The sequence below is a fragment of the Pantoea sp. GM_Pan_3 genome, assembly GCF_026541045.1.
Classification (GTDB): domain Bacteria; phylum Pseudomonadota; class Gammaproteobacteria; order Enterobacterales; family Enterobacteriaceae; genus Pantoea; species Pantoea anthophila.
On sequence record NZ_JALNVA010000020.1, the window covers coordinates 1 to 290 of the forward strand.

General features: G+C 43.8%; 1 protein-coding gene. It reads right to left on the minus strand.

The features are described from left to right. Positions 1 to 290, minus strand: a 290-nt coding sequence (locus tag OXR04_RS21530; RefSeq protein ID WP_267395174.1) for a T6SS immunity protein Tli4 family protein, incomplete at both ends; no start/stop codon positions are given.

A 290-nucleotide genomic window follows, 5' to 3' on the forward strand; every position in this document is an offset into this window, starting at 1 on the left:
TCAATCATCTGCGCTTCGCTGTAGCGCGTTTTTTTGTACTCACTGGTGAGTCCAATACTGAATTTAGGCTTTTCTGCTGTGGCATCACGTTCATTAGCTTTAAAATCAAAGTCATAAAACGTATTCTTCTCATCTTTCCCCGTTACCGTATCTCTGAGGGTTTGAGTACCGCCAAACAGCCATGATTCCGCCGGAATGCCGTGCGGTGAGAGTGCCACTTTTTTTATGGTGTACTGATTTGATGTTTTAAGCGCCTCATTAATTTGTGCACTACGGTTAAACAGGGTGTC